The 19,088-nt window shown below is 67.9% G+C and carries 17 protein-coding genes; 5 read left to right on the top strand and 12 right to left on the bottom strand.

Features of this window, described 5'->3' with window-relative positions:
- Positions 1 to 10: 10 nt before the first annotated feature.
- Positions 11 to 3,361: a BTAD domain-containing putative transcriptional regulator gene (locus A5780_RS09150; protein ID WP_231982901.1), complete on the top strand. Its 3,351-nt coding sequence runs from the start codon at positions 11 to 13 to the stop codon at positions 3,359 to 3,361.
- 101 nt (positions 3,362 to 3,462) lie between these two features.
- Here A5780_RS09150 and A5780_RS09145 read toward each other — a convergent pair whose 3' ends face one another.
- The 8 genes from A5780_RS09145 to A5780_RS09110 all read right to left on the bottom strand — a co-directional run bounded on the left by A5780_RS09145 (position 3,463) and on the right by A5780_RS09110 (position 10,258).
- Complete coding sequence (locus tag A5780_RS09145) at positions 3,463 to 4,302, bottom strand: ABC transporter permease (RefSeq protein WP_063015402.1); 840 nt, start codon at positions 4,300 to 4,302, stop codon at positions 3,463 to 3,465.
- A gap of 43 nt (positions 4,303 to 4,345) precedes the next feature.
- Positions 4,346 to 5,362, bottom strand: coding sequence for a daunorubicin resistance protein DrrA family ABC transporter ATP-binding protein (locus A5780_RS09140; RefSeq protein WP_030516240.1), 1,017 nt, complete (start codon positions 5,360 to 5,362; stop codon positions 4,346 to 4,348).
- Between the two features lie 173 nt (positions 5,363 to 5,535).
- The gene (gene menE / locus A5780_RS09135) at positions 5,536 to 6,669 is read right to left on the bottom strand and encodes an o-succinylbenzoate--CoA ligase (RefSeq protein WP_064907273.1); all 1,134 of its coding nucleotides are present in this window, start codon (positions 6,667 to 6,669) and stop codon (positions 5,536 to 5,538) included.
- A gap of 103 nt (positions 6,670 to 6,772) precedes the next feature.
- On the bottom strand, positions 6,773 to 7,123 hold the full coding sequence (locus A5780_RS09130; RefSeq protein ID WP_082857116.1) for a DUF3349 domain-containing protein: 351 nt from the start codon (positions 7,121 to 7,123) through the stop codon (positions 6,773 to 6,775).
- A 40-nt stretch (positions 7,124 to 7,163) separates the two neighbouring features.
- Positions 7,164 to 7,442, bottom strand: coding sequence for a hypothetical protein (locus A5780_RS09125; protein ID WP_063015400.1), 279 nt, complete (start codon positions 7,440 to 7,442; stop codon positions 7,164 to 7,166).
- A complete protein-coding gene (locus A5780_RS09120; RefSeq protein ID WP_082976360.1) occupies positions 7,442 to 8,767 on the bottom strand; it encodes an inorganic phosphate transporter in 1,326 nt (441 codons plus the stop codon). The genes A5780_RS09125 and A5780_RS09120 overlap by 1 nt, the downstream gene beginning before the upstream one ends.
- A gap of 81 nt (positions 8,768 to 8,848) precedes the next feature.
- Positions 8,849 to 9,244: a VOC family protein gene (locus tag A5780_RS09115; protein ID WP_063015398.1), complete on the bottom strand. Its 396-nt coding sequence runs from the start codon at positions 9,242 to 9,244 to the stop codon at positions 8,849 to 8,851.
- A gap of 111 nt (positions 9,245 to 9,355) precedes the next feature.
- The gene (locus A5780_RS09110) at positions 9,356 to 10,258 is read right to left on the bottom strand and encodes a 1,4-dihydroxy-2-naphthoyl-CoA synthase (RefSeq protein ID WP_174553946.1); all 903 of its coding nucleotides are present in this window, start codon (positions 10,256 to 10,258) and stop codon (positions 9,356 to 9,358) included.
- 142 nt (positions 10,259 to 10,400) lie between these two features.
- On the opposite strand from A5780_RS09110, the gene A5780_RS09105 reads away from it, so the two are divergent.
- The 3 genes from A5780_RS09105 (at position 10,401) to menD (ending at position 13,425) form a co-directional block, all read left to right on the top strand.
- Positions 10,401 to 11,057, top strand: a complete 657-nt coding sequence (locus tag A5780_RS09105; protein WP_064908214.1) for a PaaI family thioesterase — start codon at positions 10,401 to 10,403, stop codon at positions 11,055 to 11,057.
- 87 nt (positions 11,058 to 11,144) lie between these two features.
- Positions 11,145 to 11,591 (top strand): hypothetical protein, encoded by a 447-nt coding sequence (locus tag A5780_RS09100; RefSeq protein ID WP_030516248.1) that lies wholly within the window; start codon positions 11,145 to 11,147, stop codon positions 11,589 to 11,591.
- Positions 11,592 to 11,802: 211 nt separating this feature from the next.
- On the top strand, positions 11,803 to 13,425 hold the full coding sequence (gene menD, locus A5780_RS09095; protein WP_064907255.1) for a 2-succinyl-5-enolpyruvyl-6-hydroxy-3-cyclohexene-1-carboxylic-acid synthase: 1,623 nt from the start codon (positions 11,803 to 11,805) through the stop codon (positions 13,423 to 13,425).
- A gap of 1 nt (position 13,426) precedes the next feature.
- Here the strand turns inward: menD and A5780_RS09090 are convergent, their stop codons facing one another.
- Positions 13,427 to 13,636 (bottom strand): hypothetical protein, encoded by a 210-nt coding sequence (locus tag A5780_RS09090; protein WP_063015395.1) that lies wholly within the window; start codon positions 13,634 to 13,636, stop codon positions 13,427 to 13,429.
- Positions 13,637 to 13,819: 183 nt separating this feature from the next.
- Here A5780_RS09090 and A5780_RS09085 point away from each other — a divergent pair, with 183 nt between their 5' ends.
- A complete protein-coding gene (locus A5780_RS09085) occupies positions 13,820 to 14,401 on the top strand; it encodes a TIGR03086 family metal-binding protein (protein ID WP_064907257.1) in 582 nt (193 codons plus the stop codon).
- Between the two features lie 15 nt (positions 14,402 to 14,416).
- Here the strand turns inward: A5780_RS09085 and A5780_RS09080 are convergent, their stop codons facing one another.
- The 3 genes from A5780_RS09080 to A5780_RS41770 are packed head-to-tail and all read right to left on the bottom strand — an operon-like array spanning position 14,417 to position 18,653.
- A complete protein-coding gene (locus tag A5780_RS09080; protein ID WP_064908213.1) occupies positions 14,417 to 15,472 on the bottom strand; it encodes a hypothetical protein in 1,056 nt (351 codons plus the stop codon).
- Positions 15,469 to 17,616 (bottom strand): hypothetical protein, encoded by a 2,148-nt coding sequence (locus A5780_RS09075; protein ID WP_063015392.1) that lies wholly within the window; start codon positions 17,614 to 17,616, stop codon positions 15,469 to 15,471. The genes A5780_RS09080 and A5780_RS09075 overlap by 4 nt, the downstream gene beginning before the upstream one ends.
- A complete protein-coding gene (locus tag A5780_RS41770) occupies positions 17,616 to 18,653 on the bottom strand; it encodes a hypothetical protein (protein ID WP_228794482.1) in 1,038 nt (345 codons plus the stop codon). Before A5780_RS41770 ends, A5780_RS09075 begins: the two co-directional genes overlap by 1 nt.
- Positions 18,654 to 19,088 lie beyond the last annotated feature (435 nt).

The following is a 19,088-nucleotide window of genomic DNA, read 5'->3' as shown; positions in this document are numbered from 1 at the left end:
GGGCGTTCGCGTGGCGCTTCTGGGGGAGGTCGCGCTGCGCCGTGACACGGATCTCGTCGCGGTGCCCGGCGCCCGGGCGCGATTGCTGATCGCCGCACTGGCGGTGCATCCCGGCCGCAGCCGCAGCGCCCAGGCGCTGATCGACGACGTCTGGGGCGAGCAGCCGCCGCGCGCACCGATGAACGCCCTGCATACGCAGGTATCGAGATTGCGATCCGTCTTGCCCGAGGGGGCACTGGAAATCGGCCCGGCGGGGTATCGGCTGCTGCTGACCGAGGAGCAGGTCGACCTGAGCCTGGCCCGCGGCCTGGAACGGGAGGCGCAGCTGCGGTTCGAGCGCGGCGATACCGCCGGATGCCTCGGCCTGGTGCAGCGGGCACGCGCGCTGTGGCGGGGCGAACCCGGCGCGGATCTGCCGCCCGGTCCCGTCGCCGACGAGCTGCACGAATTCGCGGCCGCGCGCTGGTCGGCGCTGGACACCGTGGAACTGGCTGCCCGGGAGGCCGCCGGCGATCTCGGCGGTGCGTTGCGGGTGGCGCGGCGGGCGGCCGCGGCCGAACCGCTCGACGAGCCCGCGCATGCCACCCTGATGCGCTTGCTGGCCGGCGACGGACGCTCGAACGAGGCCCTGGAGGTCTTCGCCGGGCTGCGGACGCGACTGGGTGAGGAATTGGGTGCGGACCCCGGTCCGGCGCTCGTGGCGTTGAACACCGCGATTCTGCGCGGCGACCATCCGGCGGTGCAGCCGCAATCGGGGCAGGCCACCTCCGCGACACAGCGGGTGTCCACCGCCCAGCACGCGCTGTCATCGGAACCGTACGGGCACCCGGAAACCGCTGCCGCGCCGCCGAATACGGCGCTCGGCCTGCGCGCGGCCCCCAATCCGCTGCTCGGCCGCGACGGCGATCTGGTGGCACTGGAGAAGCTCGTCCAGGAGTTCCGGGTGACCACCGTGCTCGGTCCGGGCGGCACCGGCAAGACTCGCGTCGCCAACGAGCTGGGCGCGCGTATCGCGGGCAAGCAGGCGGTGGCGCTGGTCGAATTGGCCTCGCTGCGTGCCGCTTCCGACGGCGACCCCGGTGAGCGCCACGCCGCGACGTGCGCGGAGATCGAGGCGGCCATCGGTGCGGTTCTCGGTGTCAACGAATACTCCCGCGAAGCGAATGTGTTGCGCCGCAACCAGACCATCGACGGCCGGCGCCGGTTGCGGGAGGCGCTGTCGCTGCGTCCCGTCCTGTTGATCCTGGACAACTGTGAACATCTCATCGACGCGGCCGCCGAGGTGGTCGCCGACCTGGTCGGCAGTTGTGAACATCTGACGGTGGTGACCACCAGCCGGGCGCCGCTGGCGATCACCGCCGAGACGGTATATCCGTTGCCGCCGTTGGCGATCGGCGCGCAGGGCTCGCCGGCCACCGAGCTGTTCGTCAGCCGGGCGCGGGCGGTGCGACCCTCGGCGAGGCTGGATCCGGCGGTCGTCGCGCGCTTGTGCCGCACCCTGGACGGGCTGCCGCTGGCCATCGAACTGGCCGCGGCCCGGGTGCGGACCATGAGCGTGGAGGAGATCGAGAGCCGGCTCGAACACCGCTTCGCCCTGCTGCGTTCCGGTGACCGCAGCTCACCCGAACGCCACCGCACCCTGCACGCGGTGATCGAGTGGAGCTGGAATCTGCTCGAGCCCGAACAGCGGCTGGCATTGCGGCGGTTGTGCCGCTTTCCCGCCGGATTCTCCTTGGAGGCAGCCGAATCCGTGGTCTCGGGCCCGGATTCGATCGACGCGGTGGCCGCTGTGGACGGGCTGGTGAGCCAGTCGCTACTCACCGTGCTGGCCGACGACGAGATGGTAGCCACTCGCTACCGCATGCTCGAGACGGTGCGGGAATTCGGTGAGGAGCAGCTGCTCGCGACCGGTGAGGCCGATCTGGTGATGGATCGGATGTGCTGCTGGGCACGGCAATTCGCGCACCACACGGCACTCAACTACGACGGGCCGGATCAGGTCCGCACGGTGCTGTCGCTGGCCGCCGAACTCGACAACCTGCTGGCGGTGCTGCGCCATGCCGTGGAAAATGCCGATTCCCGTACGGTGTTCTCGGTTTTCGCGCCCGTCGCCATGCTCTGGGTGATGCGTGGCGCGCATATGGAGCTGATGAGCTGGGCGCCCCGCGTCGTGCCGGTGCCGCCGCCCGAGGGGCCGCGCACTCGGATCGAGGCCGATTTGGAATTGCAGAGCTACGTATTCCTGGCGATGCATCTGGCCTTCGGCGAGCCCGGAGTGCGGCCCCTCGCGGTGATCCGCTCCCGGGCCCGCCGCGTGCTCGCCACCGCCGATCTCACGCCCGGCGTCCGGTATCTCGGCGACATGCTCTGCGCGCGAATCGATGTCGCCTATGGCGTGCGTTTGATGGCGGCGGGCACCCGCTCCGGCGACGACCTCGTCCGTGCGCTCGCCTTCCTGCTGCGCGCCAATATGCGCGAGAACGCCAGCTATACCGCCGGGTCGATCCGCGATGCGCGCCAGGCTCTCGCATTGCTCGAGGGACGCGATGTCTGGGGCACCGCGATGTGCTCCCAGCATCTCGGGCAGATGGCCTCGCAGGCGGCGCGGTACGAGGAGGCCGTGGCCTATTACCGGCGCGCGGTGGAGCTGATGCAGGAGTTGCGCTGCTTCGAGGAGAGCGTGGAACTGCGCAGCTTCCTCGCGGTCTCCATGGTCGGCGCCGGACAGCTGGCCGATGCGCGGCGGGAACTCGAACACGCGCTGGGCGTCATCGACGACGGCGTCGGATTGGACGAACCGGTGACGCAGCCGAACCACCGCAAGGGTGCCGTCGTAGCCGGGATGGCGGAACTCGAACTGGCGGAAGGTGATATCGAGCGCGGTCTGCGCACGTTCCGGCGCAGCCTGCAACTGTTCAACTGGCCGTATGCCGGGGCCGGTCCGGGGCCGGGGGACATCATCGTCGCCAGCGCCGTGCTCGACGCCCACATTCTCCACGACGCCGTGCACGAGGTGCCGGAGTTGCCCGGTCAGGTGGCCAGGGTGGCGCGGGAGCGGCTCACCCAGTTCATCGACCTTCCGCAGATCGGCGGCGCCGCCGGTGCGCTCGGTTCCTATCTGGTCCGGACCGGAACCGATCCGGAAACCGGTGCGACGCTGTTGGCGCTGGCGATGAAAGTTGTCGGCCGCCAGGACTATTCGTCGATGCGCTGGAATCGGCATCTGGATCTGGCGCGGGCCACCGTCGGTACGGAGATGATCGATGCCGGACAGGATGCGGTCTCGAGTCTCAACCGCCGTTCGGCCGCACAGCGCATCCTCGCGATGCTGCCGGAACTGGAAACTCTGCTCGGCGCCTGAGGCGGCGGTCGCGCGATCTCCGCGGGAGGTGGCGACGGCTGCCCACAGCACTGTCCGCCGGTCACCTTCGCGACCGGCGGACAGTGTGGTGGTGGATTCGATCACGCCCGGCGCATGTAGGCCCGGATGGCCAGCGGGGCGAAGATCGCGATCACGACCGCCGAGCCGATCAGGCACCACGCCAGGTTGCTGCTGTAGACGTTGCCGTTCATCAGCTCGCGGCACGAATTCACCATGTAGTACACGGGATTGGCCTTGTTGATGCCCTGCATCCAGCCGGGCATGGTGCTGACCAGCGCGAACGCTCCGGACATGAAGGTCAGCGGGAACATGATCATCATCGAGATGCCCTGGACCGAGGCGGCGCTCTTACCGGTGACACCGACCAGCGCCCAGATCCAGCTGACCGCGAACGAGCAGAACACCACGACCAGACCGGCGACGACCACGCCGACGACGCCACCCTCGGGCCGGTAGCCCAGGATCAGGCCGACCACGATGGTGAGGACGGTGGCGATGCCGTAGCGCACCATATCGGCGATCAGCGCGCCCGCCAGTGCCGAAACGCGGGCGATGGGAAGGGATTTGAAGCGGTCGAAGACGCCCTTGTCCATATCCTCGCGCAGCTGGGTGCCGGTGACGACCGAGGTGAGTACGACCGTCTGGACCAGGATGCCCGGAATCAGCACCGGTAGGTAGGCCTGCACGCTGCCGCCGATGGCGCCGCCGAAGATGTAGGCGAACAGGGCGGTGAACAGGATCGGCTGCACGGTGACGTCGAACAGCTGTTCCGGATTGTGCTTGATCTTGAGGATGCCGCGATACGCCATGGTGAGCGAGTTCTCGACGGTCTGGCGCAGTGAGATGCGGTTGCTGGCAACGGGAATCGCGGCGCGCGCGGCGTGCCGGCCGGTTGCGGGGGCGGGAAGTGTGGTGGTCACGATATGTCCTTCGGGGGAGTGGGGAACGTGGCGGGGGCCGGTCTCATGCCGCGGTGCCCTCGGAATCGGTATCGGCGTCGTCGGATTCGGCGGCGTGGCCGGTGAGGGCGAAGAACACCTCGTCCAGGCTGGGCTTGCTGACGGTGATCTCGTCGACGCGGATATCGTTGTCGCGCAACCGGATCAACAGATCCGCGGTCACGCTCGGATCGCTGAGCGGGGCGGTGACGCGACCGGCCTCGGGCGAGATGCTCGCCTCGACCAGCTTGCCGTCGGCGCGGGAGAGGAATTCGCCGATCAGGGTGCGGGCGCGTTCGATGGCGTCGCGGTCGGCGACGGTGATCTGCAGCGCGGACTGCCCGACCGAACCCTTGAGTTCGTCGGAGGTGCCGTCGGCGATCACCCTGCCGTGGTCGATCACCGCGATGCGGTCGGCGAGCTGGTCGGCCTCGTCCAGATACTGCGTGGTGAGCAGCACCGTGGCGCCCTCGCGCACGAGCCGGCGGATGGTCTCCCACATCTGCGCGCGAGTGCGCGGATCCAGGCCGGTGGTCGGCTCGTCGAGGAACAGCAGCGGCGGCGTCGCGATCAGGCTGGCGGCCAGGTCCAGGCGCCGGCGCATACCGCCGGAGAAGTTCTCGAGTGCCTTGGTCGCCGCCTCGGTGAGCCCGAATTCCTCGAGCAGTTCGGCCGCGCGGCGCTTTGCCTGCGACCGGCTCAGCCCGAGCAGCCGGGAGAAGATGATCAGGTTCTCGGTGGCGCTGAGCTTTTCGTCGACCGAGGCGTACTGGCCGGTGACACCGATCAGCGAACGGACCGCGGTGGGTTCGGCCACGACGTCGTGGCCGAAGATCCGGGCCCGGCCGCCGTCGGGGCGCAGCAGGGTGGCGAGCATGCGGATGGTGGTGGTCTTGCCGGCCCCGTTCGGGCCGAGCACGCCGTAGACGGCGCCCTGCGGCACCGCCAGGCTCACGCCGTCGACGGCCCGCTGCTCCCCGAAGACCTTGACCAGCCCGTCCGCCTCGATGGCGAGTGCATCAGCAGGTGCGTAAGAAGTCATGCCACAACTGTGCGGGGGCCGACTTGCACCCGTCTTGCACCGCTGTTGCACGGTCGCGCAAGGGCGATCGCGGGCCGCTTGCATATCGCACCGCCCACGCAAGTGGCGGCATCATCGCAGGTGGAAGCGTTGATCAGAGCTGCGACGCGGTGATCGGTGTCACCGCGGCACGGTCAGTGGGTCGCCTGCTCCAGCAGGTGCTCGCGCAGCTTCACCCGATTCGGCTTGCCGGGGCCGCGCATCGGGATCTCGTCGAGGATCGCCAGCTCCCGCGGGGCGGCGATCGGGTCGAGCTCAGCAACCACATGTGCGCGCAATTCGTCCAGCGTGGGGGTCGTGCCCGGATTGGGCACCACCGCCACCGCCACCCGCTGACCCAGCCGCGGATCGGGCAGACCCAGCACCACGGCCTCGTTGATCGCCGGGTGGGTGGCGAGCACGGCCTCGACGACCTGCGGGATCACCAGCAGGCCACCGGTCATGATGGCCTCGTCCAGGCGCCCGGTGATGGTCAGCACGCCGTTGTCGAATGTGCCGGCGTCCTCGGTGCGGAACCAACCGGGTTCGGCGAACGCCGGGTGGTCGGGGATGCCGCGATAGCCCTTGGCCAGCATGGTCCCGCCGAGCAGTACCCGTCCGTCCTCGATGCGCACCTTCGCACCCGCCAGCGGCACGCCCTCGTAGACGCAGCCACCGCAGGTCTCGCTCATGCCGTAGGTGCGGACCACGTTGATGCCGGCCGCGCGGGCCCGGTCGAGTACCGGCTGCGGTGTCGCCGCGCCGCCGACCAGTACCGCGTCCAGCGCCGCGAGCGCCTGTGCGCCGACCGGATCGTCGAGTGCCTTGATGAGCTGCGTCGGCACCAGTGAGGTGTAGCGCCGGGGCGCGGTCATACCGGACACCGCCGTCGCCAGCCCGCCGGGCAGGAAACCACCCGAGACGTCCAGCACCACCGGTTCGGTGCCCGCCTGGATGCTGCGCAACAGCACCTGCACTCCGGCGATGTGATGGGTGGGCAGCGCCAGCAGCCACTGGCCCGGACCGCCGAGCCGCTCGTGGGTGGCATCGCCGCTGGCGCGCAGGGCGGCCGAGGTGAGCATCGCGCCCTTGGGGACGCCGGTGGTGCCGGAGGTGGTGACCACGAGGGCGACGTCGTCGTCGATCTCCTCACCCGGGCGCAGTGCGCTGGAGAGTCGATGGGATTCCCGGCGATCGCCGGTGGGGATCGGCAGCCACGCCGGACCGTTGCCCTCCAAGGCTTCCCGCAGATGCGGCAAGATGTCACCCACCGCGGCTCCGGTGGGCATGGGGAGGGTCCGCAGGGTGGTGCTCACGTTCGCGATCGTGTCATGTCGAGGTCGATGACCCGTGAACGGGTCCGCACTTCCTTCGCTGAATAAGGGGAGAAGGTCAGTCCGACGTCGGTGTCGCCAGCGGCCAACCACCCGCTGCCAGGTGCGATGCCACTCGAGCGATATCGTCCTCGCCCGGCAGCTCCTTGGCAACTCGGGCGATCGCCGCCTCGATCTCCTCCTGGGCGATCTCGTCGTCGCCGGCGCGTTCGCGCACCAGCTCCTCGACCACCAGATGCACCTCGTAGTCGGTGAGCCGGCGATGCAGGACGGCCAGCAGCGCGACATAGTCCGATTGGGGCACACCCTGCGGATATCCGGCGCGCAGCCAGCCCAGCACCTTCTGCAGAACCGACGGCGCGGCCTCGTTCGATTCGGGTTGCTGTGGCGATGCGGATTCGGTGGTCACGTATGTCCTTTCGACGATCGGGGCGGCGCCTCGCGGCAGCTCAGCCCTGACCGAACAGATGGATGCCGAGTCGGGCGGCCAGAAAACCTCTGGCAACGAACAACACTCCGGCGATGACGGTCAGCAATACCACCGAATAACACAACCCCGCGCAGGCCGCAGCCGCGCGCCGGCGGGTGGAATCCGGTTGTGGCGCATCTCCCGCGATCGAATGCAGCCGCACCCCGAGCGCGAAGATCGCCGGCAATCCGGCCCCGAAGATCAAGGCGGCGGCGGTCACTCGCCACAGCTCGGTCAGATCGTCGATCAGGGTCTGCATCAGAAGTTCCTTGCGGCGCGATGGGCGGCGCGTGAGTCGCCGGAGGGGGAGATCGTGTCACCGGAGTCCGCGGCGCCCGAACCGGTGGGCCCCGAATCGGCGGGCCCCGAATCGGGGGTACCCACGGTCTGCTCGGGGGCGGCGGACCGGGATTCGACGGCCGGTCCGGTGCCGTCGGCCCCCGGCAGGCTCGTCCACTGCTCGTTCACGTTCGCGGCGTGCACCGGGGTCCGGCGCGAGCGCAGATAGATCAGGCCGGCCGTCGCGATCAGGAGAGCGAAGACGACCAGCACGCCGGGCAGTCCGCCGATCAGATGCGCCAGCGCCCAGCAGATCGCACCCGCCAGTCCGGCCAGCGGCAGGGTGAACACCCAGGCCACCACCATGCGCCCGAGCACCGACCAGCGCACCTCGGCGCCCGGGCGGCCCATGCCGGTACCCAGGATGGCGCCCGTCACCGTCTGCGTGGTCGACAGCGGCAACCCGAAATGCGCCGAGGTGAGAATGATCGCGGCACTGGTGGATTCGGCCGCCAGGCCCTGCGGCGGGGTGATGTCGACCAGACCCTTGCCGAGGGTTCGGATGATGCGCCAGCCGCCCAGCGAGGTGCCGGCGGCGATGGCCACCGCACAGGCCACGATCACCCACAGCGGCAGCGGGTCGCTGGGTTGCGCCGACCCGTAGGCGATCAGCGCCAGGAAGATGATGCCCATGGTCTTCTGCGCGTCGTTGGTGCCGTGAGCCAGCGACACCAACGAGGCCGAGCCGATCTGGCCCCATCGGAAACTGCGGTTCACGATCCGCTGATCACTGCTGCGGGTGATCCGGTACACCAGCCAGGTGCCGATCGAGGCGACCAGTGCCGCGACCACGGGCGCCAGCACCGCGGGCACGATGATCTTGGTGAGCACGCCCTTCTGCCCGGCCGACCAGATCACCCCGCTCCAGCCGAGCGCGGCGATGGTGGCGCCGATCAAGCCGCCGAACAGGGCGTGAGAGGAGCTGGACGGCAGGCCGAAGAGCCAGGTGAGCAGATTCCACAGGATCCCGCCGACGAGGCCCGCGAAGACGATGGCGAGCAGGTCCGCGCCGCCCACCTCGTCCAGCCGCACGATGCCCTCGGCGACCGTGGCGGCCACCTCGACACTGAGGAAGGCGCCGATCAGATTCAGCCCGCCGGACAGCAGCACCGCGGCGCGCGGGCGCAGGGCGCCGGTGGCGATCGAGGTCGCCATGGCGTTGGCGGTGTCGTGGAAGCCGTTGGTGAAGTCGAAAACGAGAGCCGTGACGACGACGATGAGCAGAACGAACAGTTCGGCGGTCACGCCTCCAGTGTGCGTTATCGATCCGTTAACGCGATGGCCAGGTTCCCGACATGTCCGACCGGCCGGGATGGTAAGGCGGGGTCATTCCGGTGGCCTGCGGGTGTCGCGGCGCATCGGATGGTCGGCGGGCACCTCGACCAGAACGATCGGAACACCGTCCGGGTCGCGCAGCCACATCTCGATCAGGCCCCAGGGTTCGCGCACCGGCGGCCGGTCGATGGGGATGCCGCGGGTCGCCAGTTCCGTGGCCGCGATGCTCGCGTCGCGCACCTGCAACCACACCGCGCCCGCGAAGCCGGCGGGGGCCGTCTCGTCGCGTCCGTGCGCGGCCACCTCGATCAGCGACTGCCCGGCGAAGAACACCGTGCCGCCCGGATACTCCCGCGCGATCGCCAATTCCAGCCCGTCTCGGTAGAACGCCAGCGTGCGTTCGTAATCGCTCGGCCGCAGGATGATTCGACTGCTGAGGATGTCCACGAATCGAGCCTAGAGGGACCGCCTCGGGCCGAGAGGCGGCTTCGCGAGGTCCGCCGCGATCCGGCCGGACTCCGTGACCGAATGACGGCCACGGAGTCGGCGGGAGGCCGCTCAGAAGTAGTACGGGTAGGGACTCCAGTCCGGCTCGCGCTTTTCCAGGAACGCGTCGCGGCCCTCGATCGCCTCGTCGGTCATGTAGGCCAGGCGCGTCGCCTCACCGGCGAACAGCTGCTGGCCCACCAGGCCGTCGTCGGTCAGGTTGAACGCGTATTTGAGCATGCGCTGCGCCTGCGGGGATTTCGCGAGGATGTCGGCGGTCCACTCCAGCGCCTCGTCCTCGAGCCGGTCGTGGTCGACGACCGCGTTCACCGCACCCATGTGATGCATCTGCTCGGCGGTGTAGGGGCGGCCCAGGAAGAAGATCTCCCGGGCGAATTTCTGCCCGACCATCTTCGCCAGGTAGGCGCTGCCGTAGCCGCCGTCGAAGCTGCCCACATCGGCGTCGGTCTGCTTGAACCGGGCGTGCTCCCGGCTGGCCAGGGTCAGGTCGCAGACCACGTGCAGGCTGTGCCCGCCACCGGCCGCCCAGCCGTTGACCAGCGCGATGACCACCTTCGGCATGAACCGGATCAGCCGCTGCACCTCGAGGATGTGCAGGCGTCCGGCGCGGGCCTTGTCGACGGTGTCGGCGGTCTCACCCTCGGCGTACTGGTATCCGCTGCGCCCGCGGATGCGCTGATCGCCGCCGGAGCAGAACGCCCATCCGCCGTCCTTGGGACTGGGCCCGTTCCCGGTGAGCAGGACCGCACCGACATCCGGCGTCGTCCGCGCGTGGTCGAGCGCGCGGTACAGCTCGTCGACGGTGTGCGGCCGGAAGGCATTGCGCACCTCCGGACGATCGAAGGCCACGCGCACGGTGCCCTGTTCGATGTGCCGGTGGTAGGTGATGTCGGTCAGGTCCTCGAAACCCGCGACGGGCTCCCAGAGTTTCGGATTGAACGTCACCCGAGCCATCATGCACCCCACCCGTCACCGGCTGTTCGCCCCCGCCGGGGCGGGCCGTCGGCAATGTGATGTTCGTCCGATTCGTCCTGTAACCGGAGAGCTACCGACGGGTTGGGTTGGACGGTGTAAGAACTGGCGTTACCGTGCAGGTATGAGTGAGCGCGCGGAACCGGCGATCGACACCAGTGCGGTCGATGCCGATCGGTACGAGAAGCACGGCGGATTTCCCAAGGTGGAGGAGGCCGAACTCGGCGCGAACTACGCGCCGTTCCTGGAGGCGATGCGCACCCTCCAGGACCTCACCGTCTCGGTCGACTGTACCGACGAAATATTCGGGCAGGCCCTCGCTCAGGCCAACGCGCTGGCCGAACTGCTCGAGCCCTATCGCGCACCGGAATTGCAGGGCCCGTCAGGGCGCGTGCCGGCGCTGCCGGGGCGCGGCAGCCTCCTGCTGCCGCCGTGGGTGATGACCGAGGCCGGTCCCACCGGTGTCCGGATGCGCGGCGAATTCCGCCGATTTCACCTCGGCGGCAACAACGCCGTGCACGGCGGCGTGCTGCCGCTGCTGTTCGACGATCTGTTCGGCTCGCTCGTGCACTATGCGGGCCGGCCGATCAGCCGCACCGCATTTCTGCACGTCAACTACCGCAAGGTGACCCCGTTGGAGACGCCCCTGACGGTCGAGGGGACCGTCGATCGGGTGGAGGGGCGCAAGACTTTCGTCTCCGCGCGACTGCGCGACGAATCCGAAACGTTGCTCGCCGATTGTGAAGGGCTCATGGTGCAGTTGCTGCCCTGGCAGCCGTAGTCGGCGAGAGGACGGTGTGTCCGGTGCGTCCGATGCGTATAGTTACCCGCGCTCGCTCATCGAAAAACTATCCGGAGGAACCTGAAAGTGGTTGCAGCACTGTCTGAATCCCTGCTCGATGACGCCAAACGCCCGGCCTTCCTGGCCGACGCCCAGGAGGTTCTGGATGCGGAGGTGTCGGATAAGGGGGGTGCATCGGGCCTGGCCGTGAAGGGCGGCTACGCCGCGGTGAAGAAGGTCAGCCCGACCATCGTCTCGGACGCGCTGGAGTCGTTCGCACCCAAGTTCGTCGAGCGACTGGAACCGTACTGGGCTCAGTACCAGGCGGCGGGTAGCGGCTCGTTTGCCGATCTGCTGGTCGCCAACTCCGACGAGGTTGCCGAGTCGCTGCTCGCGGTGACCGACGCTCGTGCCGAGGCCTCGTCGCGTCCGGCGCTGAAGAAGGCGTACTCGTCGCTGCGTTCGTCGGCGAAAAAGCATGTGGTCGAGGCGCTCCCGCGCGTCGGCGACCTGGTCCAGCGGCACGCCGGCTGAGTTGCGGTTCTGCGACCTCGTCGTTCGGCATCCGGATGGAGTGTGATCCCCGGATGCCGAACGGCGGGGGGCCCGCGGCCGGCTCGATCAGCCCGGCGTCGACTTCCCGAACCGCTCAGCCTGGAGATTGGGTTAGCAAAACCTAACTCGATGAACGAGGTGTGAGCGGGTCGACGTCCCCTCCGGCCGGAAGGTCTGACAGTCTGAGAGTGTGAATCCATCGACAGCACAGGCCCAGGTCGTGGTGGACGAGCTGGTGCGCGGGGGTGTGCGCGATGTCGTGCTGTGCCCGGGCTCGCGCAACGCGCCGCTGGCCTTCGCGCTGCAGGCGGCCGATGCGGCGGGGCGGCTGCGACTGCATATGCGCATCGACGAGCGGACCGCCGGATTCCTCGCGGTCGGCATGGCGGTGTCCACCGGGGCGCCCGTGCCGGTGGTGATGACCTCGGGAACCGCGGTGGCCAACCTCGGGCCCGCGGTGCTGGAGGCGAACTACGCCCGGCAGCCGCTGATCGTGCTCAGCGCCAACCGTCCCTACGAGATGCTGGGCAGCGGCGCCAATCAGACCGTCGAGCAGTTCGGCCTGTTCGGTAGTCAGGTGCGGGCCGCGATCAGCCTGGGCCTGGCCGAGGAGGAACCGGATTACCGCAGCCAGAACAGCGTGTGGCGGGCCGCGGTCTGCCGCGTCCTGGCCGCCGCGCGCGGCACCCGGTCCGGCAACGCCGGGCCCGTGCACTTCGACATCCCGCTGCGGGAACCGCTGGTCCCCGATGCCGTTGCGGGCGAGCCGATTCCGGCCGGACGCATCGGTGACGCGCCGTGGACCGAGACCCAGTACGCGACCCTGGACGTCCCGCTGGAGATCGATCTGACGCCCGATACCGTCGTCATCTCCGGTCACGGCGCGGGCTATCGCGCCGAGCTGGCGCAGCTGCCCACGGTCGCCGAGCCCACCGCCGCGATGCCCGGCCCGGCCCTGCATCCGCTGGCGCTGCCGTTGCTGAAGCCGCGGCAGGCGATCATCACCGGCCGTCCCACGCTGCATCGGCAGGTGTCGAAGGTGCTGGCCGATCCGGATGTCACCGTCTTCGCCCTGACCACCGGCCCGCGCTGGCCCGATGTCTCCGGCAATGTCGTCGGCACCGGCACCCGCGCGGTCACCTCCGGGGCGCCGCGTCCGGAATGGCTCGAGCAGTGCCGCGAACTCGACGCGATGGCCTGCCGCGCGATCCGGACCGAACTGGCCCGCCATCCCAAGCCGACCGGCCTGCATGTGGCCTCCGTGGTGATGGACGCCCTGCGCGAGGGAGACCAGCTACTGCTCGGCGCCTCGAATCCGGTGCGGGACGCGGCGCTGGTGTCGCATCCCCATCCCGGGGTGAAGGTGCTGTCCAACCGCGGTGTGGCCGGTATCGACGGCACGGTGTCGAGCGCGGTCGGCGCGGCGTTGAGTCATCCCGGCCGGACCTTCGCGCTGATCGGCGACCTGACCTTCCTGCACGATGCCTCCGGCCTGCTGATCGGCCCGGGGGAGCCGCGTCCGGCGGATCTCACCATCGTGGTCGCCAACGACGACGGCGGCGGCATCTTCGAACTGCTCGAACAGGGTGATCCGCAGTACGCCGGCGTCTTCGAGCGCATTTTCGGCACTCCGCACGGGATGGATCTGGCAGCGCTGTGCGCCGCCTACCGGATTCCGCATCGGCAGGTCGATCCGGCCGAGCTGGCGGTGGAACTGACCGGGCACGCCCACGGCATTCGCGTGCTGGAGGTCGCGACCGAGCGATCCAGCCTGCGCGAGTTGCATGCCGCGGTGCGCGCCGGCATCGAATAGGTCAGTATTCGGCCTCGGGCTCGTCGTATTCGTCGTCGAGCGGCACGGGAATCGACTGCTCGATGAGGTCGGCCTCGGCGGCTTCGCGGTCGGCCGTGGCCACGGGCAGATCGACTTCGGATTCCTCCGGAGCGACCTCGAGGCTCTGCTCCAGCTGATCGGCCTCCGGAACCATGTCCACGGAGGTGGTGTCGATGGTGGGATCGGTCATCGGTTGCTCCCTTCCGCTGGGGGTCCGACATGTCGGATACGGCGATCCGGCACTGTCGAGGATGCCCTCACCCGCTCCGGCTGGCAACCCGCTCGCGCGCTGTCACCGATGAATTCCGGCGGCTCGCCCCGTCCCTTCTGTGGGTGCCTGTGCCGGTACAGGCCGTATTCGGAGGAGGATCACATGGCGACACCCCACTTCGATCTGGAGAGCGCCACCGATGCGATGGTCGAGATCGTCAGCGGCATCGGCGCGGAGGATCTGCCCGCGGCGACCCCGAGCCCGGGCGTCACCGTGCGAGATCTGCTGTTCCACACCATCGGCTTCAGCGAGGCGTTCCGGCAGGGCGCCACCAAGGAGGGCATCGGCCGTTCCGCACCGCCGGAGCAGGCGCCGGACGCCGACCTGCCCGGCGGTTGGGGCGAGTTGATCACCACGCAGTTGAAAGCCCTCGCCGAGGCGTGGCGCGACCCGGCCGCCTGGGAGGGCGATACCGAGGTCGGCGGCGTCACCGCCCCCGCGCCCGCGATGGCCGGATTCGCCCTGAACGAGGTAGTGATGCACAGCTGGGATCTGGCCCGCGCCACCGGCCGCCGCTTCGAGCCCGCCGACAAGGATGTGGCGGTGCTGCTCGAGCAGTTTCGCGATACGCCGCGCGAAGGCGTTCCGGGTCTGTTCGGCCCGGTGATCGAGGTCCCGGCCGATGCGTCGGACTGGGAGCGCCTGCTCGGCCTGACCGGCCGCGACCCGTACCGGCCGGCCTGAGCGCCGATCGGCGCATCAGACCGGCAGGCGCATTCCGCGTTCTGGCAGTTCCCAGGTCGGCGTGCCGTACACGGTGAACTTGTCGATCCCGGATTCCGGCGAAAACCCCAGGCCGAGAACGGAGAACGTCACGGTGGCGTGGGTGGTTTTCGCGGCGTGGGTCATCGCATCTATCGCGTCCGGGGTGCCGTGGTGCCGTGCTGCGAGCTCGGACGCGAGTTCGTCGATGTTCTCACCTCGTCGCGGACAGAACGACAGCGTGAAGGTAGTTCTGTCGCCGCGCCGGGCACGACATGCGATGAAGTCGTTCTTGTAAAGTCCGGCGGCGTCCACACCGCACTCGACCAACTCTCTCAGCACCTCCCAGGCCGGATCGCCGAAACTTCGCACGAGCTTCATGGGCAGGACGACATCGCGACAGCGAGGGCGCAGGTAGGCCTTCTCAGTGACCTCGCCGAGTGCGTCGATTTCGATCGCAACGAAGATGGGAGCGAAGTACTTTTCGTCGTCGGGCAGAGTGAGCACTTCCTCGAAACCGGGCCAGGCCCGACAAAGTCGCTCGAAGGCTCCCGGTGAGGCGTTGGGGGTGCCGTAAACCTTCAAACCCGCCAGCCGATGTGGCAATGCAGCGTGATGGACCACCCCCAGCCATGTCCACAGCGGTTTGCGCGCCGACTGCCGCAGGCTGAGGGGATAGATCGCCTCGAGAAAGGTTTCGATCGTTTCGACAACCGACCTGTCGGCGACGGGCAGCAGCGCGGCCAGCTCTCTGATTGCGGCCGACAGCGCGATGAACCTGGCCGAGTTGCCTCGGCCCGGCGGAATGATCTCGGTGCCGTAACGAACGGCGGGAGTTCGTGCCCCTCGTCCTCCGGTAAGGCTGATTTCGAAGGGCATTCCGGTGCTGGTCAGTTGACTGGCACGTCTGCCGTCGGGTCCGCGCGCGTTCAGGCGTCCCGCACACGCACTTCGCAGGGCAGTGCGCAGGACGTCTGCCGCGCAATCCGGCGCCATGCGCTGTGCGACGTCGACGAGAAAATCTCCAGCACTTCGGACCAGGGCATCGGTCATATTTGCCGGCTCTGCTCGGCGCTGACGCCTGGGCCCGTCGCTGTCGTCGCCGCGACGGATTGCGCGGTATTCCGTTGACTCTGCCCGGCATCACTCGGGTCTGCGCCGGAGGGATGGAAGAACGTGTAGTCCGTCAGTGACCCTTGCGTCATCAAGTTGAGCGGTTTCATCTGACCGTCGACGACCATATACGCGTTGTCCGGGCCTTCCCGCACGATGACCGCACTGTGGTTGCCCCACCGCACGATGTCGCCCGTGTGCGCCGCTGAGGGGTCGATCTGTGTCAACTGGCCGAGTGCGTTGCCGTAGGCGCCGTCGGCGTTACAGCCGTTCGGATTGTTCATTTCCTTGTTCACGACGTCGGCCACGACAGCGGAGACTTTCTGCGCGCTGCCATCCGGCAGTTTCATGTCGACCATCGAATGGCTGTTCGCGGGAACGGGTCCGGGCGAAGTAGCCGACGCGGACACCACGCCGGGTTGGAACCCGGTCAGGGGTTGGCTACTCGTGGCCGCCGCAGGCTGCACGAACGGTGCACTCGGAGGCTGCTGTCCTTGCCTGCCGAAACGTGAACCAGAAGTGCCGTCCGGGTTTCCGACGCCTCCCGAGTTTCCGACACCGCTCCCGAACGGCCCGTTGCCCTGGCCCATTCCCCCGAGTGCTGAACCCAGTCCGGGCATCATGTTCAGCAGGGGATTGACCGGTTGGGCGGAGTTTTGTGCCGATGTGGCAGCCGCCGGCGCAGCGGTGGCGCTGTTCTTGATGTCGTCAATGGCTTGGTTGAGCCATGATGCGGGCTCGGTTGTCGAGGTCTGTGTGCCGTCGGTGCCGGTTGCATCGGTGCCGGTTGTGTCGGTGCCGGTCGCGTCGGTTGTCGTGCCGTCGCCGGTCGCCGACGGATCGGTCGCGGTTCCATCGGTGAGACCGGCGGGAAACAGATCCGAGAAGTTCTGGGGTTGATCGTTCCCCTGACCGTTCAGAGCATCCTGCCCGGTGGTCGTAGTACCGCCGTTGTTGTTGCCTCCATTGTTGTTACCGCCGTTGTTGTTGCCCCCGTTGTTGTTACCTCCGTTGTCGTTACCCCCGTCTTTCTTGCCTCCGTTGTTGTTGCCGCCGTTGTCGTCGCCACCGTCGACCTTCGCAGCCTTGTCGCTGTAATCCTTGATGGCGGCCTTGTATTTTTCGTGCCAATCGTCGACTGCCGCGTGAATCGCGGAGACGTAGAACATCTGCTCAGCCTGAGCGGTCAGATAGAAATTGCCATCACTGGACTTCTGGTAGACAGTGGTCTTGATGGGATGCTGCGGATCACCGGAATAGTAGTTTATGTCGTCACCATCCCGGGTGGAGTACGGGCCGGGCGCTTTGTTGTCCGCCGGGAGGTAATCGATTTTCAGTTGGTCGTTGAGATTGTCTTTCACCGTCTTCAAGTCGGTGAAGACTTTTTTCCCCAAAATCTTGGTATCGAGGGTATCGAGGTTGACACCGTTGAGCTTTGCCTCTTGGTCATGCTGTCGATCGGTCAGCTGCTTCACGATCTTCTCATGATCGTCCTTGATCTGGGACCAGCCGTCGACTTCTTTCACATTCGGATCCGAATCGAGGATCTTGCTGAACGGAGGTGCGTCCTTCGCCTCATGCGCGCCGAGGGTGTCGAATCCCCACTGCATTGTGAACTGCGTATCCCCGATCAATGCCGTCAACGAGTCGCTGGCGCCCTTCGGGACGTAGAGGTCCACCCACTCGAGATGATTTTTCTCATCCCTCGTCTCCCAGCCCCATCCGTCCCGGAAGGTGACCTTTTCCTTCGCCTCGTTCTCGGTTTTCCGCGCATCCAGTACAGCCTGCGGGTCCGGTTTACTCAGGGAGTCCACCAGAGTGGCATACTTGGGATCGAATCCCTGATCTTTCGCATCTTTCGCCAGTCGCGTCAGCGGTGATTCCACATAGCCGTTCGACATAGCCATGCTCAGTTTGTCGAAGACTTTCTTCAGGTCGGCATCGCTCAGCCCATTGATTTCTTCCAGGGTGTTCTTCACTTCGTCACCCTGGAAGTGATGGTCGTCCTGCCAGGGACCCCAGCCGCCGAAATTGTCCCGATCCTCGATGTCGCTGATGACTTTATCTGCGTCTTTGTCGCCCATCAGGCCCTCCTCAGGCTGCCGGCACTATCCGGCGCCGCTGAACCGTTCACCACCGCTGGAACCGGAGCCGCCGAATCCGCCGTCACCACTGCGGCGGAAGGGCCGGCGCCGAACCGCAAGGTGGCTACCAGGGGACTCGCTTCGACTTCCCCATACACGTACAGCGCATCGCGCAGCGTCTGACGATCTGGTGCCGGGCTGCCGGCCAGTGCCAGCAATTCGTCCGCACGTCGCTCCAATACCGCGACAGATGAGGTGCCCGAAGCGGTGTCACCGGCGAGGACGCTTGCAGCACCCTTCGCACGCATCCGGTCTCCGCTCGGCGTGGCAGCGGATACGCCGATCGGGCGCCCCGGATAGGGCTCGATCAGCGGCCCCGACCCCAGGATGGTCAGCAACCGCGCTCGACGAGTGCGACGTGTCGCGACCTGTGAATCGGTGGCGGGGGAGACGGACCGCAGGCGTTCGTCCGCAATGCGGGCCAATTCGATACACCTCGCCCTGATATCCCGGTCGCTGATCGTTTCCGCTTGCGCCTTCAGCCAATCCGCCCCGGTCAGCGCCAGCCGATCGACCAAGCCCGGGCCGGGCACCGACAGATCGACACAGGCCTCAGCGGGGGCGATGAAGCCCTCCGTGGCGACGTGGGCATCGAGATCGGCGATGATCTCGCTCGAGATCATCGCCGATGACGCCAGCGCGCTGAGCCGCACTCCGGTCCGGGAAGCGGCTAATCGAGCGAAGTTCACCAGCCTTGTGGCGGAATCGGGAACGTCTTCGAGGAGTGCGATCTGGATCTGCCCGGATACGCCGAACACCTCGGCCAACTGCCAGGGTGAAACGACTTCCGATGGAAGGTGCAGTCCGGCGGGCAGCCACCCGCGCCCCTCGCTGGATGTCAGCATGACCACAGCGCCGTTCGGTGTACGCAGGACAGCGACTGCCCAGTTCACGTCGGGAGTCGAGGTCCCTACGGCCGCCAGGATCGCGGACAGGAGGGTACGGGCCAGGCCGAGATCGTCCTCGGGGTCGCCCACCACGAGGGGTGGGAGTGCGCGCCGTCGCTCCGGCGCATGCGCTACCGAAGCGAAGGTGCCCGGTGCGAGCGGGCGTGGAAGGGATGGCGTCGCGCCCGATCCGAGCGGGCCTACCCCTGGACCCGAGCCTGCCGGCCCAGGCGGCGCGCCGGGAGCCCATCCGAATCCTTGCGGACCGGCCGGCGGCACCGGAGCGTAGGAATAACCTTCGGCCGTCGCAGCGGTATCGCGGAACTCCGCAACCTGGCTCGGCCCCGACTCGGACGCGCCGGGTAACGCGGAAACGGGCACCCCTTCCGGCGCCGCGTCCTCGATTGTCGTGTTCGCCGATCGAAAACTCGGTCCGGTAGGCGCGGGATCGTGTGCCGAAGAGATGAAAGCGTGGCCGTCCGAATCGGTGGTCGATTCGGCCGGACCGGAATGCATCCCGGTCGG

The organism is Nocardia sp. 852002-20019_SCH5090214, assembly GCF_001665865.1.
Taxonomy (GTDB): Bacteria; Actinomycetota; Actinomycetes; order Mycobacteriales; family Mycobacteriaceae; genus Nocardia; species Nocardia nova.
This window is presented reverse-complemented; position numbering and strand designations above follow the sequence as displayed.

Bases quoted from the DNA above. Each gene is read 5' to 3' on its own strand.
- A5780_RS09090 (WP_063015395.1), bottom strand. From the start codon at position 13,636: ATGACCGATCCCACCATCGACACCACCTCCGTGGACATGGTTCCGGAG.
- A5780_RS09140 (WP_030516240.1), bottom strand. From the start codon at position 5,362: ATGACTTCTTACGCACCTGCTGATGCACTCGCCATCGAGGCGGACGGG.
- A5780_RS09125 (WP_063015400.1), bottom strand. From the start codon at position 7,442: ATGCAGACCCTGATCGACGATCTGACCGAGCTGTGGCGAGTGACCGCC.
- menE (WP_064907273.1), bottom strand. From the start codon at position 6,669: ATGCCCACCGGAGCCGCGGTGGGTGACATCTTGCCGCATCTGCGGGAA.
- A5780_RS09110 (WP_174553946.1), bottom strand. From the start codon at position 10,258: ATGGCTCGGGTGACGTTCAATCCGAAACTCTGGGAGCCCGTCGCGGGT.
- A5780_RS09075 (WP_063015392.1), bottom strand. From the start codon at position 17,616: ATGGGCGACAAAGACGCAGATAAAGTCATCAGCGACATCGAGGATCGG.
- A5780_RS09105 (WP_064908214.1), top strand. From the start codon at position 10,401: ATGAGTGAGCGCGCGGAACCGGCGATCGACACCAGTGCGGTCGATGCC.
- A5780_RS09080 (WP_064908213.1), bottom strand. From the start codon at position 15,472: ATGACCGATGCCCTGGTCCGAAGTGCTGGAGATTTTCTCGTCGACGTC.
- A5780_RS09085 (WP_064907257.1), top strand. From the start codon at position 13,820: ATGGCGACACCCCACTTCGATCTGGAGAGCGCCACCGATGCGATGGTC.